Annotated in this window: 7 protein-coding genes; 1 reads left to right on the top strand and 6 read right to left on the bottom strand. The window is 51.1% G+C overall.

What is annotated here, in order from left to right; genetic code table 11:
* A partial coding sequence (locus D6C00_RS15850; protein ID WP_206609577.1) for a hypothetical protein occupies positions 1–304 on the top strand: 304 nt, incomplete at its 5' end.
* A gap of 13,899 nt (positions 305–14,203) precedes the next feature.
* Here the strand turns inward: D6C00_RS15850 and D6C00_RS14150 are convergent.
* The 6 genes from D6C00_RS14150 to D6C00_RS14130 form a co-directional block, all read right to left on the bottom strand.
* Complete coding sequence (locus D6C00_RS14150) at positions 14,204–14,446, bottom strand: ComEA family DNA-binding protein (RefSeq protein WP_125182294.1); 243 nt, start codon at positions 14,444–14,446, stop codon at positions 14,204–14,206.
* A gap of 87 nt (positions 14,447–14,533) precedes the next feature.
* Positions 14,534–15,082 (bottom strand): orotidine-5'-phosphate decarboxylase, encoded by a 549-nt coding sequence (gene pyrF, locus D6C00_RS14145; RefSeq protein WP_241546935.1) that lies wholly within the window; start codon positions 15,080–15,082, stop codon positions 14,534–14,536.
* Between the two features lie 157 nt (positions 15,083–15,239).
* Positions 15,240–16,190 carry a lipopolysaccharide assembly protein LapB gene (gene lapB, locus D6C00_RS14140; protein ID WP_241546890.1) on the bottom strand — a complete coding sequence of 317 codons (951 nt, stop codon included), beginning with the start codon at positions 16,188–16,190 and terminating at the stop codon, positions 15,240–15,242.
* Positions 16,121–16,405, bottom strand: a complete 285-nt coding sequence (locus D6C00_RS16210; RefSeq protein ID WP_241546888.1) for a hypothetical protein — start codon at positions 16,403–16,405, stop codon at positions 16,121–16,123. The genes lapB and D6C00_RS16210 overlap by 70 nt, the downstream gene beginning before the upstream one ends.
* A gap of 2 nt (positions 16,406–16,407) precedes the next feature.
* Complete coding sequence (locus D6C00_RS14135; RefSeq protein WP_125182293.1) at positions 16,408–16,701, bottom strand: LapA family protein; 294 nt, start codon at positions 16,699–16,701, stop codon at positions 16,408–16,410.
* A 121-nt stretch (positions 16,702–16,822) separates the two neighbouring features.
* On the bottom strand, positions 16,823–17,125 hold the full coding sequence (locus D6C00_RS14130) for an integration host factor subunit beta (RefSeq protein WP_125182292.1): 303 nt from the start codon (positions 17,123–17,125) through the stop codon (positions 16,823–16,825).
* Positions 17,126–17,154: the final 29 nt, after the last annotated feature.

Genomic DNA, 17,154 nt, shown 5'->3' with positions numbered 1-17,154 from the left:
CGGGACGTACAGTTTGCTGGAATTTCCTGCGCAAAGATGGGAGTGGATGCATCGCAGAAGCCATGTGTCGAAGCTGCGCTACCTCATTCCGAAGGAAAGCAGATTCCAGTTGAGCGTTAACCAAAATCTGCTTGGTCCTTCCACCAGTCCATTACACAACCACGGACATCTCCCTGCCACCCAAAGCGTGTTGCAGATTACCTTTCAGCGGCTGCAGAAAATAACCTCCGAAGGCTCACGCGCAGAAGCAGATCAATCGCATCCGTGGTCCGGGCGTTTTTTAACACGCGGAATTTCTCCATAATTGCACGGATCTGCCTCCAGGCTCTACGACTCCAACTGTATTAGGGTTTTGAAGGACTATCTCATCCAGGACGCTTTCAGGCGCCATTCAAGCGTCTTCCTCCCCTCATCATCTGGAATGGTTTCGTCCCTTTTCCTTTGAACGACCACGGATTCAATCCACGGGTATCCCAGAGGAGGAAATCGACAACATCGGGTGCCGGTGGTAACCCTTTCCAATACCCGCCAGAAAACATTTCTCAACGCCACTGAAGGAAAGTATTCACGCGAAAATCGATAGCGGGTACAGCAATATAGCACGGGCAATCAAAACACAACCGTCTACCCGATACGGACTCTGTAAACCGAGATAGATCCCCCATAAACTAGCAAGCAAATCAGGGACAGCAATACAAACATGGCGCACCAACCCATGGTCCGCCGCAATAGACTGATCACATCACAGAATCGCCAGGCCCGCGGGAATCGCCTCCCCATTAGCATCGATATAGTTGTTTAATGGCTTTAAAGACGGGCTGTACCCCCCTATGCGGCCCAGAAATAGACAGACTTATAGCCACATTCTCCAGCCACTGGGTCAGCCACATCAAACGGAGTGCTCTTACTACCCGATGCCATCCTCCACTGAGGTAATTACCAGCAATATCACCGCCCTCCATCTATACGTCCATAACAAAGTTGAACGACTAATCTGGGAGCGTGATCGGGGGGTAAATGAATAAAGAGCAAAAAGGCGATCGATTTTATTTAGGTGTAAAATACAGCGAAAGACGCATAGTCGATAAGTGCCGTACAAACCATCGGTACGCGTCTGAAACATTCCCCTGTCCAGAAGCTGAATTCCACAGACATTACCGCTGGGCGGGCGTGACGAACGATCTCAAGCTCGGTGACATACAGAACCCAGCAAGGGCATATAGATCAGTAGGCAATCGGGACTAAGGGTGGGTGACAATGAAGAAACTGCCTGAGAGCAGGAAAGCGATGGGGGGAACAATTCCATAAGCCGGTATAGCACAGTACATATAACGTCCCAGTACAAGGACCGAGTAGCTATATCGACAATATGGGTCCTGCGTGAATTCTCTCCCTAAGAGCTCAGTGCACGCGCACTCAGGCGTCATAGCAAGCCGGGTCTTTATAATTTCCTCAACAGGCACTGCTTATAATCAGCACCATAACAGCAGCCACCAGCAAAATACCATATCCCGAGTAAATATGTTTGATCAGGGATGGCACGTAGCGGGTCGATATTACAGTATCCCCGGACTTAGGGCGGCGGACAATACTTATAGGCTGGCCTCCCCAGTAGCTGTAGGAAATGGAAAATATCCGATTGGTGCAAGAGCATTTTTTGCTCCCACGACAACACCATGTATCGCGCAGGCCCTGTGTCTAGATTAGAACGGCCATGGTTTCAAAATAATCGGGCCCCCTCGCCTGCTCTGCTGCGTCCGTCAAGAAGCTAGCCGGCCTCAAATTTTCTCCTGAAATCGCTCTTACCTGAATATTTTACTCTTGTCAAAAACAAATATGGACTGCATCAAGTACTGCAAGATAGCCCATGGAGGCGATATTTGGACAAATATAACAGCCGCACGCTCTGTGCGTTACGGAATTGTTTCTCTCACGGCTTTAAGCGCGGCCGTAAGTTGCCGCGGCGTCCATGTGGCAACGAGATAGTAATATCAGTTTATTGCATCCGGTTAGGAATAAATTGATCTCGCAGAGATGGCCCAGTACACGATTAACTGACGCATGATTCAATTCATGTATAATTTATAAAAGGCCTGAAAATATCGCCCGCATCCTGCATAAACATCCCGGTATCCCCCGCCATGAAATGAGAACAATCCGCGTCCAGTGACGCCGCAACAAGTATAATAAATGCTCAAACGAATAAAGCACCTTAGATCCCCAAGCGGGAAATGCTAGGCATGCCGGGGCACAAAATTAATATTGAAGGAGAACGCAGAGCTGACCAATGCAACGGACGATAGAAAAACCCCAGATCTGGTGGTCTGATGAACCTGTAACGAAATCATCACACAAAAGAGAATAAATACTTTTCCTGAAGGCCCTCAATAACATATCTATGCCACCTTTTGAAAGCCCTTTACATACGTCCCAAGATTTAAGGGCCTATGAAAATCAGAAGCCTCACAGCAGAATTAACCGCAGGGATCGACCAAGGTCAGGGGCGGGGGAGTTGCTTTGAGGGCGAAAGAGAAACATAAGCCATTTCAAAGTTATCTCTGACAAGGCCCTGTTTCAACGAAACCCAAAAGTGCCAGGCCGGCAGATGTATGGGTGTATCCTGGGAAATGGGTTATTCATAAGGTGAATTAAATAATAAATAAAAAGCATCCCGCAAGAAACCAGATCCAGTTTGGCTCTTGCTTATCGGAAATTCAAAGGCTCTGTAGGAACAGGTGGACGATTTTCAGATTGTCCAAAATACACAATCAATAATAATAATAGCATGAGAACCAAAGACCATTGCTTACAGGACCTGAAGATAATAACTAATGTGCCAGCGTTTTTTACGGCCAAGCTCACTTGCAATCATCCAACTCCAGAGCAATAACCATAGCCCAAAAACAGATGAATCCTGCCAGAGTATCCGATATAGGTTACCCCGACCCCACAGATCCACGCGACGCCGAAAGGTCCGAGAACGTCCATCGCCGCCTCGGCTCAGGACATCGAACAGTCTTGCCACCGCATAATTAATAATTCTAATAGCTGGAACCCGGATAGATAAGAATGCATGGATTTTCCTTGCGAAAGGATAAACACAAACCCTGCAAATCAGTACGAAAAGAAAACATGGAATATTACAGACTTCTAAGTCTGGCTCAAATAAACACCCGGAACCCCAAATGCCAGTATGATTAAAGAAATAAGCTTGCTTTTCCATGAACCCGAAAAGAAAAGAAGTGAAACCCCGAAGACGATACAGACAAAGCGCACGCCATGTGCCAGCAGTCGCGCCAACACACCACCCACCACCAATAAGACGGCCACTACAATCATTCTCGTGAATCGCCAAGTGCCTAAAAGCAAGATTATGAGTAGTACGCGCCTGGAACAAACGTTATTTTTTTAAGGGCCATACCAGAGTTGTTTCTCGAGACAAAGAAAGAAAGACCAAGTAGAAATCGTAATAACTCGGAAGCCTTTAAGGTGTATATGAAGTTGACTGAAAATAACGCTAGCGATCCGCAATAAAGCCGCGTATAACTAAAGAAAAGCCGCTTCCACCAAATATTCGAAAACCGCAGAGAGAATGACAGCAACGACAGGCCACCCAGTAGCAGCATAGCTGATAAGTATATAAAAAGTATTCTTAGAAATTGTACATACCCACTAACCTCATTAGTATTTATTCACTGGGAACTGCGGCACCCATGAACGCAAATTATATACCAAGAATGAAAGCAGGGCTCCGCTAAGATATAACTCTACTTAAGTACGCACAATTTCATTGCAGCCATATGCGTTTCTCCGAAGTCTAATTAAAACATATTAGTTGCGCGCGTTGATTGGCATCTGCCCGATCGATCAGATTTTTGAGTAACGTTTGATATGTTCCAACCCTTTGCGCAGACGAATGTTACGGTGCCTTTTCCTCTTACGGCCACTTGGAAGAACCATATCGTATGATTCCCGTATCTCTGACACCGTCCTACCAGAAACACCGTTGGGGCAAATTCGACGCATAGTATATCTGGACGAATTTCTAATCTCTCATACTTCGCAATACTTGTCATATATCAGCTCCTCGATATCCGTTTCAGATATGAATCGATCCATTTCAATTAGCTCCATCATTTTTTCAAATATTTAGCATTCACATCAAATACTCCAATGTACCCTCAGATTTACGGCAGAAGTGGGATACATGTAACGGGTCCCATTGGGAGCAAAAAAAAAACCACCCTAGTGTGTGTCTGACCAGAGCCCGAAAGGATAGAAAGCACAATGAGTTTCAAATTCTTGGAATAGCAGTTTTCCATAAATTTAAGTTGGATCTTGGAGTAGGATCGAATAAGTGACCCCTGCTCCGGTATTCTATACAATCACATATCGAATGTAAGGATTTTCTCCGACAAACCCGGCTAGACAGCACACAGACCTGATTCCAGCCAATTTTTAGGACATCCAAGACCCGCCATACAATATCACCGATTTCGTTGTGTTTTCGATCTTTTCCTTAATCGATAGATCATTCGCTATAATGTTTTATAAATAAAAATTGACCTTCGATGGCCAACATTTACAAGATATTCACTTAACACTAAGGCCGTTCCTCGCCATATCAGGATAAATATATTTTTCACTTTATCTGGCATCCAATAGTGTTGATATATGCTGAGAATTTTTCCGCACCTGCGGTATGTGTATAGGCTTCTGCTGTGATTTTGGCTTCTTGGCCGAGCGTAGTAATAAGTGATGGATCCGAATCAATTTTCGTCATCGTCTCCTCTTCGAGATTAGTGGTTTGATGCATAAACCGCTAAGCAATCGGGCCATTTCTTCGTATGCCGTAGCATATACGATACGCATCACTGTCTGCTTGGGCTAAGTACCGCCATCCCAGAGGCCTTTCTGTCTTCCACCAGGACATCCCCCACAGGCCATCCATGGCGGTGAAGGGAAAAGAAGACATTAGAATTCCATAGTAATCATGAACGTTCCTAGAGCTGGACAAAAGCTAACCATGAGCGGACCCTGGCTCGGGCAGATCCACTAAGGGCTTTTGAATCTTCCAAAGCGCACCTAACCTATCAGCGGTAACTGTGAAATCAATGCCTTGCAAGCTGAGCGACTCAAGAGCATCTGCGACCAACAGCACCCTTTCTCATGTAATGAACTGAAAACAAAAAATCGCTATTTCCAATCTGTTGATCAAGACTCAGCTGCCTGAAAAAACCGGTCTAATCTGCATAGTAATTTAAAATTTAGATAGATTTTCTTCACGCCTTATATATTGACGAAACTCCCTGTTCAGCACGGGCACCTATTGCCAAGTTTCTTGCCCACCCAAGCGATCGGGGCGGCGCCATAGAGCAACTGTGCTCACAGGTGCCTCAATATCATTTTTAACAATCGTAACAATCTGTCCATCGGCGTACCTACATGGGGGGCTCTGCCCAGAAAACCAAAGGTGATATTTTTTAATGCCACAATAATACATAAATCATTTTTGCTTCCAGGAGATGCATACTGGCGTCATCACAGTATTGGTCGGGGTCATAAGCGTGTTGAATTCATTTAGCAACCCTGGCTTATACAATGTTTTTTTAAATCTTGCTCAGGGAGAAAGACTGCATCAGTTCGATTGACGGCCGTCTCCAGGGCGCCGCCATCGGCCATAGTTGCGTAAATAAAATACGCGGATCGCATCGCCCATTCGTGCCAGCTCGTTATAATACTACGTCCACGCGCTGCGCACGAGGAAACTGAGTATTTGCAGTCTCATTTTACTCCCTTATATCATTAAATATTATCCAGTGTAGAGTTTCTCAAGCCGCTTGTTAGTATTTACCCGGATAGTTGGAGTGTTTGACTCTCGATGTGTTGTAAAGCGTGTTACACTCGATAGACTTCGACTGCTCTTGATAACCGCTCACAACAAATCCGGATTATCCGTGAGTGTTATTCAATGCATGGTTGATTTCTTTCGCTGGAATCCGATCAATCATAGCCCGGACTTATTATTATCATCAGCCACAAATCAGGCCTTCGCGACATGCAATAGACGGGTATGCATATCGCAGCCTGGACCTAAACAGCACTTCCAGTAAAATTGCCGATACCCCAACCATATCGTATCGGATACGGCTCTGCCAACGCGGGTCTTAATTCATTTTCAGTTAAATCCGGTCGATAACAATACAAGCGGCTTGCTCAATCAACTGAGTCGAGACTGCATGTGTGGCAAACATTGTGCTTTCACTTCACTGATATGCGCTGCAATCCAACCAGAATAATCTTTTTGATGATTCAACCACCCACACTTTGTAAGTCATCGGACACCCTTTCTCAATAGAGAGCGATCCTTATACAGAATACATAAACCGTGATGCAGGCAAACCCAATGCAATCTTGCCTCTATTTTTGTTTTATTCGTTCCGTTAAGGCAATGTTCCGGAGTAACTCAACTCCTGTAGACGCAGGCACGTATCCCTGAAGGTCATTTGACTAACGACTTCATCAATAGTGAAAAATTGTGTTAGATATTTTGTATCAATTACGCTTCATAAATAAAGAAGTTGCGGATAAAACGAACCGATGCTGGGGTGGCCGAACACCCACATCCTGAAAATGAAAGGTTTTGCCCAATTCAATCCCTGCCCACGGGTTAACACAAAATGGGGAACCGAATATGGTCGGAGTAATAAGGCAAGAATCAGGAGCATACGGAATAAAGACCGTTTGTTTTTTTGGTACGAGATATTTTCCTGCCCATTTCTTAAAAAGACGCCAATATATAATCTCACGTGCGAACAAACCAGTCAGTTTTGTATTTAATAATCTTGGTTTTTCGAATCTTTCGGACGAAGAAAATATGATTTTACCGCCACACCGCACCTTCCAATATGTCTCATTGAGAGGATCATACCTCGAAGCTTCTGAGTAATAGAGTTTACATCCAGACCTTGAAACCGCAGACATTCGATCAACCATATCAAATATGGTCCTCGATGCCCTTCAAGGTGTGGCTCCATAATAGTAATGTGATTAACCATATATACGATTATTAAATTTTTACCCCAAAACCCGGTCATGGAGTAGTAAATACCAATCAAATCCATCAAAAGCAGGAATCCTGGCCGAAAATAAAGTATTCCGTTTCTATGTGGTTTACAGATATTAATCCAGTTTCAGCTCCTATCAAAACATCGGATTGGACCGCCCTTAGCCAGTTCCATACCACTTCTCCGCAAGGGATGAAACCATCCGCAATACCTAAAACCATAGCGGAACGAGTAAGTCTGACACAAGCTCACCTGGCGGATCTCGGAAGGATGCAAAGGGTGGATGTTGATTGAAAGCATTTGCGAAGGCGATAAATGCCACAGACTTGGCAAACGCCAAAGCCATGCCATGCTCCGCGCGAGAAAGACTGCGCCAGCCAAGATAATATTTTTTTTCGTTGGAATATAAACTCCGTCCCCAGCTCCAGAAAGAATCGCTCACAACGTAGGAAAGACACTCCGTTCTTCGCCTAAAGGCCTGCCATAACACAACGGCCGAAATCAGGGTTACCTCCACCCATTACATGTCGGCTATAGTATTCCATAGGAACCTCTCCCATTTTCCATCTTAGTAACATATGCAGGCGCATCGCACTGATTATTGGCCGCCCATGCAAATGGCGAGCAACAACAAGAAAAAGAACAACCTTTTTATGGTTGATACGTCCCTGTAAAGAAGCCAGGAAAACCCGCGCCCCCATGCAATGAGCAAGCGACAAACGATGGCCATGTAACCAAAGGTCAGTATGTGGCTGCTCTCCGATAAAGCCTGTAAGCTGCGTTGTCCTGACCTCTGCTATTCGCAACATACGGGACAACGCCTGGTTTTGCAGTAACGATACTGCACGGGGCTTTGACCACAACCCTGATTGCCATCTCGCAAATAGCCAGCAGAAGATGGACCGGCCAAAACGCGCCATAAGTGCCTTTGTAATCTGGTCCGAAGAAGAAGCATTAAATACAGTAGCAGCTCGACTATTCAATCATACCCAAGCATTTCTTCAAGTACGCGTTTCCGAAAACGACGCGGTGGTATTTTAGGCATCGCATGGGAAGCGCTCGGCAATACTAACCATCTTCCTGCCAAAACCCAAAAATTAGCCCCTGACCGAATTTGGGACCATCGCAAGGCCACAAAGGCCATATTCTGGAACTAGCAAAAAATGTCAGGCCCAAGGCAGCGAACTTGACCCGAAATACTACTGCAGCGGTAGATCCATCCGCTGAACGCCATCAAGTCCGCTTTGAAACACCGCAGCTATGACCGTTAGCCCATAAGAAATCCAACGCATAAGACCACAATTTCCTGCGCATATCTTAAATGAGTTGACACTCAACAGATACGGTGATGAAGCGCCGCAAGCCGTAGATAAAATAACGGCAGTCGTACAGCGCCACATTGCAACCATAAGCGTCAATTGCGCGTATCAATCACCCGGCCCCCTGCTCGATCTAAATCACCTCGGCACGATTCGCGGCACGAAGCGTGTTTGTAACTCCCAGATGAGACCCAGATCAGAAAGACGCGATGGCGGATACTTTAGCCAGTACTACAGACCATCTTACACCGCTGCTCCACTCCAAAGAGTTAATTGTCTTAATATCGGTTAAGCACAAAAGTAGAAGCGCGCACTACCCAAATGCTGCTGATGCTTCCACACCGCAGCAGCATTTCTGCGAGTGGTTTTTGTCTTCACTAATTGCTGGCACTTTCATCAATGAAGAACAGATCGTGCTGAGTTCTGTCCCTCCAAAACCTATTCGGTAACCGGCCTCCTTAAGCCAGAGTATGTTAATTTTCCTTGTAATTCTTCCTTCCTTGCATTATATTCGATACAACCGCACACAAAAATCTGTAATATCAAGGTTACACAATCTGCCTCTACAATCCCTGCTTCCAGGCGCCTAACATCACTGAAATAAAAAATCATAAACCGAGGGGCGTTAATTATCAAACAGAAATAAATTTAGTCGTCCACCCATCCCGTGATCGAAGTTCGCCCAGCTGCTTCCTTTTTTCATGGGTTTATCTAGAGCTCGAAGAAACCCCTCCATACAAAGCCTGACTGCAGAATTGATAGTGTCCTTTCTTATCACCCACAGCGGGTGGCAGAAAAAACTGATTTTGCCTTTCTTGCTAAATCATCGGTGTATTGCGGGTTTGCCTCTTATAAGAATTCCCCCCCAGTTTGACAAAATCTTCCAGGTGATAGTGTTTGACTATAATGTAAATCCATCGTTTGCCCCCGATCTCAACAAAAACTCCTGTTTGAAGGCGATTCCAAAGTAGCGCAAATATATCTTGATTTAATGCCGTCTAATACCGTGATCCAGGCAAAAAAACACATCTCCTCAGCTTCGAAGAGTGAAGTCCTAACTATACCCTCTGGAAGTAGACCATGACTGAGCAGTTAAGCAACTGATGGCTGCTTCAAGCACTCGTTCCGAGCACGCTTCTCTTTCTTGATTCTAATAAAATAACGAACCATCAGATCACAAAACAACGCATTCAACATCAACCCCCGTTCCATCTTCACCATACGCCTGGTCAAGATTTCCCGCATAACGAAACGCATCGTAAAGACAGATTTTCCAAGGCTGAGGAAATCGCCTTGTTCTTCACTAAAGCGGATCAAGAACTGGCCTCAAGAAGAACGCCTTTTGAAAGAGTGAGAAAAATGTTTTCCTCCACGCCCAAAACCCGATCTTCAAACACCCTGCACATCAGTTTTAGAAGATAGACGTATTTCCCTTGGCCTGCTATCAAGTTCGTTTTGAGAGCCATTATTCAAGCGTTAGATATCCTGGACCCGCTTCAATTGGTTTTTCCTTGGTCTGGGTGATTGAATAAAGTCCATGGCAGATTTCCAGTCGTCTCGAGCCGAAAGGAGGAATGAAAGCCCGTGTGTTGCTCATTAGCGTGCATTCCATCTCACTTCCCGCTCTCCCATGCAAGCTGAAAGCTACGCACACGGCCATTCGCTTTGAGCCATGCACTAAGTGATATATGGTTCGCCCAGGGCTCAATAAGAAGTTAAAAACTTGGCTTTTGGAAATCAAGTATGCCAGGCGCGCAAAATGACCCGGGGGGGGGTTGGCGCCAACATCAATACGGTTTGAATATTGACTCCTGCAGACCAGAAAGGTACCCCACCCCCCGTTTTGGAGATCTTTTTGAGTCGGATAATATCGAAACACAGACGTGGACTGCCCTCGAAGTAGTCTTAATCAAGCCCAGACCATGCATGGCGATTATCCATTGAATGAAATCGACTTTCTCACTACAGATTCGACAGGGCGCCCACCGTGTTTAACCTCGCAGCCATTAATCTATTGTAAGGTTTCAGCTATCGTACTCAAATTTTCCGGATAGTAAACGCAGTCATTGGCCTAGTTTCCTCTAACCCTTGTGGGTCAGCAAATAGGCATATTTACGGTTTTCGCGGAATTGCGTTTGAAATTACCGCCTTGATCAGCCCCATTGCGAGCAGTCGCATGATCAGGCAGAAGTTGCCTTCCGAAATGACAAACCCGCAGTTGCGTGCAAGCGGGCGCTGGTGATGTCACGGCTGCTCATTAGCACCTGAGGATTGCGAAATAGTAGTTTGCTTCGGTCAGAGGCATTATAAGAAAAAATTTGTCTCGATTAGGGACAGCTATCCCAACGCCATGCCAAACAATGTTCGGCCCAAGGCAGGCTGTTCAACGATTGACGAACGTATCATACTGTACCTATAGTGATAAACAAACGCCCGATGAACGATTCAGGTGCGGTGCGACATGGCCGCCGTCACTAGGTTTATACTGTGGTTTTCTCCCACAGACCTGATAACAGACTAATTCGCCTTCTCCACTATCAGATCACAAGCGGGCACAGCGCCAGCAAAAAGCCGGAAGGATCCAAGCTAGTCGCCCGTGGCGAAGATCTGCGACTCGTTGACATGAGCACGGGCCTTAATCTGCTTACTCATGAGATTTCTACAAATCCGGAAGGGCAGACTCGAGGACGGTTCCAGCATCGCATGAGATCTAGTCACGCCACGAGTGAGATCCGTATGGGAGCATCGCCGTCTTCCGCAGGTTTCAGGCAATGAGAGATAACGCGGGAAGAGCGCGTTTGATGTCTCCTGTCCATCGGTCCACGCAGCTGCACGTGTGGTGTCGAAAAATGGGCAAGGCAAGTCCCCAAGCCCTGCACTGAAGTTGGGCGGCAGCTCTACTCCGTTGCGGGATGGGCGAATAACCATAACCAATGCTCACAGTGCCGTCCCCCCCGTACGGGCTCCATAACTGGTTTCATGTATATCACGCATGCTGTCGACTTTTAGTAGAGGAAGTCGGCAAAATGCGTCAATACCCCAGAGAATAAACCAACACAACCGCCATTTGATAAACCACCTCTTTTGGATCGATTTAGCAGGAGGCGAGTGGCGGATGCGCAGAACTGTCGATTCCTGATGACAGACACGGCGCCATGAATCCCAATTGATAGAGACTTTATAATAAGGTCAATCTTTCCCTGCAGGCGATCAATGTCTGAATGCAATAGCATGACTGATCTCAAGGCGAGTCTTCCTCTGTGTTCCAAGCCTTCCTGTCCTGTGCCTGGCAGATGCCAAGCAATACCCAATCTCACAGCAATTCGCGCGAGATTTTTCCGCTCTATCTGGATAACTAATTTAATCGTCAGTTTTCAACAATTTTCCGAGCTGTATACGATCAACATTTCACATACTCGTTTAAAACGACTTGCAGCGTACTCAGGGTCTCGATGAGACAAGCTGCTATTGGCGAGCGGAGGTTACGATCTAGGTCTCTAATTCGAAGGTGAGGGGGATGCTGAATCTTAGAACTACTTTTCAACCGGCAGAATGGGATGCGGCACATAGATTAGGAATACAGATTGCGTAATGGATCAGAACCATATTTTCCAGGAGTGATTTGTTAACGTTAGATCCCACTGCCCGTCACCTTCCGCCAGTCACAATCCATGTTCCGTCCTCCGGCTCTCAAGGATAAGAGGCCGTTGATTCTCGCGAGTTCAGTGGTGCCAGACGGGCACTATGCGTGATAAGCTGTATCGTAGGCAGATGGACAGAATGCAAAAGCAGCGCACAGCGCCAATATCCAGAAGGAGCAGCTTTCGCGAACCAGCAGCTCCCAAATCAATTAACTCACCTCATCGTCAGCGTGCCGAGATAGGGCAGAATATAGCCTGCGGATCGGCTCCTGTCGGAATTCGATTCTGACTGTCTGTTGTCCATGGCTTGTATTACTCCAAGATTTATCTACCGTGTGGCAGAACCCCCCCTGCCCGGCCCTTTTTCGAAGTATGGAGGAGGCACACGACTCTGAATCCTAGCAACCGGTAGTAGAATCCTCGAACCTCAACATGGTCAATCCTCACCCAGATAGCTGCCGGGTGCCACCGCGTGATCTCCGGCGGATGGTGACGGGGTTCTCCAGCCGTGGGTGGTGCCGACGGGATGTAGGTGGACTGGTTCTCCTCGAGGTAGAGGATGAATACCATCCTCGCCTCCGGTGGTCCCCGCGGGCGGTGCCGCGCACCACGATCCAGTGCTCCGCGCGGTGTGGTGCATCTATCTGCCAGCGACCAGTGACGACCCGGGTTGGACCACGATGCGTTTGACCTGGTAGCGCTCGCCCTTGTGATACCCGCATTCCGCCCCAGGGGGCGGTACAACACCCGGGCTGTGAAGCGGAACGCGTTCACGGTTCAACCTATGAGTTTCGCGGCTACGATCTGCTTCACGTCTGCGAACGTGCCCGGGGCGCGACCAGCAGTCGGTCGTGGGTGTCTCGAGTGAACATTTCCTCCAGGCCGAAAATGGCGCAACGAAGCGGTCGTTGGACAGATCAGGGAATTCTTTCACGTCCTGCGCCAGCACGTCCCTGCATGGCATTGCCCGGAGGTCGCGTCGCATTCGGCGATATCGCCAGTGGCGACCGGCGCACAGACTCGACCAATCCGCTCTCGCGCGGCACCACGGCACGCGTTCGTTGAGTTCCTCACGCTAGTCGATGAGTTCTCGGGGCAGTTTGATGAAAATCTTTCTTCCCCACCCGCAGAAGGCAAGGTCCTTTGCGGCCGCTGTGATGGCGGCGTCGCATCCTGGTTGATCTCCCGTCTCGAAACTCCTCGATCTCCTCCAGCCAACTTGAAGGCCTGCATCATCAAGATGGGCCGCTTTTCCAGTATAACGCCGGGCTCCAGAGCCCGTGGGCCTGGACGAGGTCAGCCTTCGTCTCCACGAAGCGCTTGACCTTGAAGCGGCCGTCGTCGCCGATGGTATCACCGCGCTGGATGTAGCCGTAGCCGGTCTCCGGCCGGGTCGGCTGAATGCCGAAGTGTGACCAGATGCCCCTTTCGCCAGGGCCCGCCCTCGCCAGCGCACGGCGGAAAGGCCTCCAGGTCGGGGATGACTGATCGCGGGCATCACCACCATCACTGCCCGGTGTCCTGCTCCGCCAGAAACAGGGCGGCGACGGTTGAAAAAAAAAAAACGCCGGGAGGTGGGCGCCTTCCACGCCAGGATGATGCCGGCAGCTGATGTCAGCGCCTGCACCCTTCGCGGCGAACCAGGAAGCGGTGCTCCTCGTTGCAGAAGAAAGACCGGCGGCTTCGCTGCCGGTAAATTGCAGCCGTCGGGCGGTGGCGGGAGCAGCGACTCGGCACCGACATGGCATCAGCGGCTGGGAAATACTCGCGCGACATCGGCCACAGCCCGGAACCGGCCCCAACCGGTTCAGGAAATCACTGGATATACGGCCCATTTTCCCCCCCGGAGCATCGAATAATTTCCGCTGAATTATACGCGAGTGTAGGGTGGGAACCCGGTGCAGTAGAAAGGGGCGTTACGGTAGATCAGGAATCACAGTTTCCGGGAAAAACCGGGAGGATGCTGCTGCGGGAAGAGATGGCAAAGCAGGTTGAAACCCCATCCCGTAGATGCAAGTTCGGCAAAACCGTCATTGCGAAAGCGAAGCGTGGCAATCCCTGAACGCAGAATCAATCGTTGAGGATTGCCACGTCACTTCGTTCCTCGCAGGACGGGTATTTATGGCGTCAGGGATGAGGCCGCATCCGCCACGAGGTTGGGAGAACGACGATTCCCTCACCCTTTCCTTCGCAGAACTTCGGCGCCGAGGCCCCGCACCTGGTTCAGCTCGCCCACGGCCCACGAGGGACCATTGCTGGTCACGGTAGCGATGATGGCCCGGGCCTTGGCCGGGCCGACGCCCTTGAGCTGGGCCAGTTCCTCGGCGCTGGCGGTATTGACGTCGATCGGCTCGGCCAGCAGCGGCTGGGCACCGAACAGGAACAGGGACATGATCAGATAGGGAATGGATTTCCACATGGGGATTACCTCCGTGTAATGGTTTTTGATTGTTGCTTTCCGTCCATCCTGGACGGAATCCGAGATTAGCCCGGGTTGGGGATGGCGTCAAGCCAGCTCCCGGTTGATGGCCTCCAGTACCGCCACCGGATCCTCCGCCTGGGTGATGGGCCGGCCGATCACCAGGTAGTGCGAGCCGGCGGCCAGGGCGTCGGCCGGGGTCATGATGCGCTGCTGGTCATCGCTCGCACTGCCGGCCGGACGCACGCCAGGGGTGACCAGGACAAAACCGCTGCCCAGCTGATCGGACAGCAGCCGGCTTTCCTGCGGTGAGCAGACCACACCGTCCAGGCCGGCCGCCTGTGCCAGGCCGGCAAGCCGGGCGACATTGTCGGCCGGGCTGCCGGCCAGGCCGACCTCGGCCAGAATCGCCGCCCCATGCTGGTCAGGATGGTCACCCCGATCAGCAGCGGCCGCGCGGCCGGGGCGCCGTTCCAGCGCCTCGCGGGCGACGGACATCATCCTGCGCCCGCCGAGGGTGTGCACATTGAGCATCCACACGCCCAGATCAGCGGCCGCCTCGCAGGCGCGGGCCACGGTATTGGGGATGTCGTGGAATTTCAGATCCAGAAAGATATCGAAGCCCCTTCCCTGCAGTTCGTCGACCAGCGCCGGGCCGGCGCGGGTGAACAGCTCCTTGCCGATCTTGAGCCGCAGCTACCCGGTGTGAGCCGCTCGACCGACTGCCGGGCCTGCCCCGCTTCAGGAAAATCCAGCGCCACGATCACGCGGGCCTCGTTCTGTGCCTGTGACATCACTCCCCCTCCAGGCCGTATATCGGTTTGATGCGGTTCCATTCCTTGCAGCCCGGGCATTGCCAGTGCAGCGCCTTGGCCTCGAAGCCGCAATTGTGACAGCGATACCGGGGGCGGCCCTCCAGCAGCCGCGTGGTGAGATCCTGCAGCAGCAGCAGATCGTCGCGCGCCCTGCCCTCACTGGACTCCAGGTCCAGGTGGATCATGCGTTCCAGACCGCGGACGGAAGGCCGCTGACGCAGGTAGCCGGTCAGAAAATCCACCGCCGGCCGGATCCCTTCCCGGGCCTCGATCAACTGGGAGAGCATCAACGCCGGGGTCACGCCGCGGTAGCGATCGATGATATCCGTCAGATAACGGATCAGCTCCGGCTCCGCGCCCAGGGCCGCGTAGCTGGTCTTCAGCTCGGGCAGCGCCTCGGGCAGGAAATCGATATCCTGTTTCTCGATGCGTTTCAGTACCTGGATGGCGGCCCGGTTATCGCCCGCCTCGCGCGCCAGCCGCGCCTGCAGCAGGCTGGCGCGCACGCAGTTCGGGTCATGATTGAGCGCCCGCTTGAGCAGGCGCGTGGCGCCGGCGGCATCCCCGTGACGCATCGCCTGCTCGGCCTGCTCGCAGTGAAACTGGGCCACCACCGGGTGCATGTGCCGCCCGTTCAGCCCCTCCAGGCGCCGCGCCACCTGGATCGCCTTGTCCCATTCCTTCTCCTGCTGATAGATGTCCAGCAGATGCCCCAGCGCGGCGCCGGCATGGGCGCTGGTGTCCAGCAGCTCCTGCAGCAGGTTCTCGGCCCGGTCGAACAGGCCGGCGCGCATGTAGTCGCGGCTCAACTCCAGCAGTGCGGTGTTGCGCTGGCCGCGTTCCAGGGTCGGCCGGGCGATCAGGTTCTGGTGGATGCGGATGGCGCGATCGACCTCGCCGCGGCGGCGGAACAGGTTGCCCAGGGCCATGTGGGTCTCGACCGTGTCGCTGTCGACTTCGCGATGTCGACGAACACCTCGATCGCCTTGTCGGGCTGTTCGTTGAGCAGGAAGTTCAGGCCCTTGAAATAATGCTCGTTCAGCTCCGGCGGCGGACAGTGCTGGCGGCGGCCCTGGCTGCGCAGGGCCAGCCACCAGCCGGAGGCGGCTGCCACGGGCAGGAGTAGCCAGAGCAGCGCCGACATGTTCAGCGGCTGTCTTTGATGGGCAGTGTTCGCGGATTGGCGGCTTCCTGCTCGGCCCGCCGGGACTGCCGGCGCAGCTTACGGTTTTCGCGTTTCAGTCGCAGGATCATGAAACCGGCGACCAACAGCCCCAGCACGGCTCCGAGTGCCAGCATCAGCACCACCAGCACCGCCAGCGGCAGTTCCAGGCTGCCCAGCAGATAGTTCAGCGTTACCCGCTGTGGATTGAGCACGGTAAAGGTGATACCGACCCCGATCAGGAGCACCAGGGCGATCGCCGACAGGATACGGGACATGGGTTTCTCCTCGTGACGGGCCTTGGATTTATCGGATAACGGAACGGCGACCCGCAGACAGGCCCTAGACTTTATTGGGGTGGACGGCCGATGGCAACCGCCTGGGGAACCGGAGACAGATTCAGTTGCCGTTGTCGGCGGACTTGATCGGGGTGGTTGCCCGGGACTCGTTGACCCGTTCGCGCATTTCCTTGCCGGGCTTGAAGTGGGGGACGTACTTGGAGGACAGGGCCACGGCCTCGCCGGTCTTGGGATTGCGGCCGACGCGGGGCGGACGATAGTGCAGGGAAAAGCTGCCGAAACCGCGGATCTCGATCCGCTGCCCGGTGGCCAGGGACTGACTCATCTGCTCCAGCAGGCTCTTGACCGCCAGTTCCACATCCTTGTAGTTCAGATGGCTGTTCTTGCTGGCAAGAATCTCGATCGGCCACTCACCGCTCTGACGTTGTCATT

The organism is Thiohalobacter thiocyanaticus, assembly GCF_003932505.1.
In the GTDB taxonomy this organism is placed as follows: Bacteria; Pseudomonadota; Gammaproteobacteria; order Thiohalobacterales; family Thiohalobacteraceae; genus Thiohalobacter; species Thiohalobacter thiocyanaticus.
Note: the sequence above shows the minus strand (reverse complement) of the source record. Positions and strands in the feature narration are given on the sequence as shown.

Coding starts and splice junctions, on each gene's coding strand:
- D6C00_RS14150 (WP_125182294.1), bottom strand. CDS start 14,446: ATGTGGAAATCCATTCCCTATCTGATCATGTCCCTGTTCCTGTTCGGT.
- lapB (WP_241546890.1), bottom strand. CDS start 16,190: ATGGCCCTGGGCAACCTGTTCCGCCGCCGCGGCGAGGTCGATCGCGCC.
- D6C00_RS16210 (WP_241546888.1), bottom strand. CDS start 16,405: ATGTCGGCGCTGCTCTGGCTACTCCTGCCCGTGGCAGCCGCCTCCGGC.
- D6C00_RS14135 (WP_125182293.1), bottom strand. CDS start 16,701: ATGTCCCGTATCCTGTCGGCGATCGCCCTGGTGCTCCTGATCGGGGTC.